1 pseudogene is annotated in these 402 nt (G+C 57.0%); it reads left to right on the top strand.

The features are described 5' to 3' along the window. Positions 1-185 precede the first annotated feature (185 nt). A pseudogene (locus X742_RS1000000175345) lies at positions 186-402 on the top strand (hypothetical protein); the annotation flags it as partial.

Here is a 402-nt window from a genome sequence, read left to right as displayed (position 1 = left end):
GACATGGGGACGAGCATTCGCGCGCTCCTACTTTCGCAGGTGGAAGGCTACCCCCTTTGACTCTCTTGCCTGGAACATCCAGCTGTCGAAAGATCAGCGATCGGACAGCTCGCTGTATCCGCGTCACAGGGCCAAACCAAGCGGGAACTTGTCGGCATGCAGGTGTCTCTGCCGGGATTGCTAATATGCGCGGCTATTTTGGTCACGTCCTACTATTCAAGGGGAATGCTGATCTCGGCTTGATCGTTTCCCAGGCTTTCGGCGCGACCGCGGTCATGACACTGACCTTTCTGGGCGGGTCATCTCCGTTGATCTATACTATGTTCGCGGCCTTGCTTGTCACGGCCGTCGCCGCAAGACGCCGTATCTGGCTTGATCTTGGACTCGTGTTCGGAAGCATCC

Origin of the sequence: Mesorhizobium sp. LNHC229A00, assembly GCF_000502415.1 — a bacterium.
In the GTDB taxonomy this organism is placed as follows: Bacteria; Pseudomonadota; Alphaproteobacteria; order Rhizobiales; family Rhizobiaceae; genus Mesorhizobium.
Note: the sequence above shows the minus strand (reverse complement) of the source record. Positions and strands in the feature narration are given on the sequence as shown.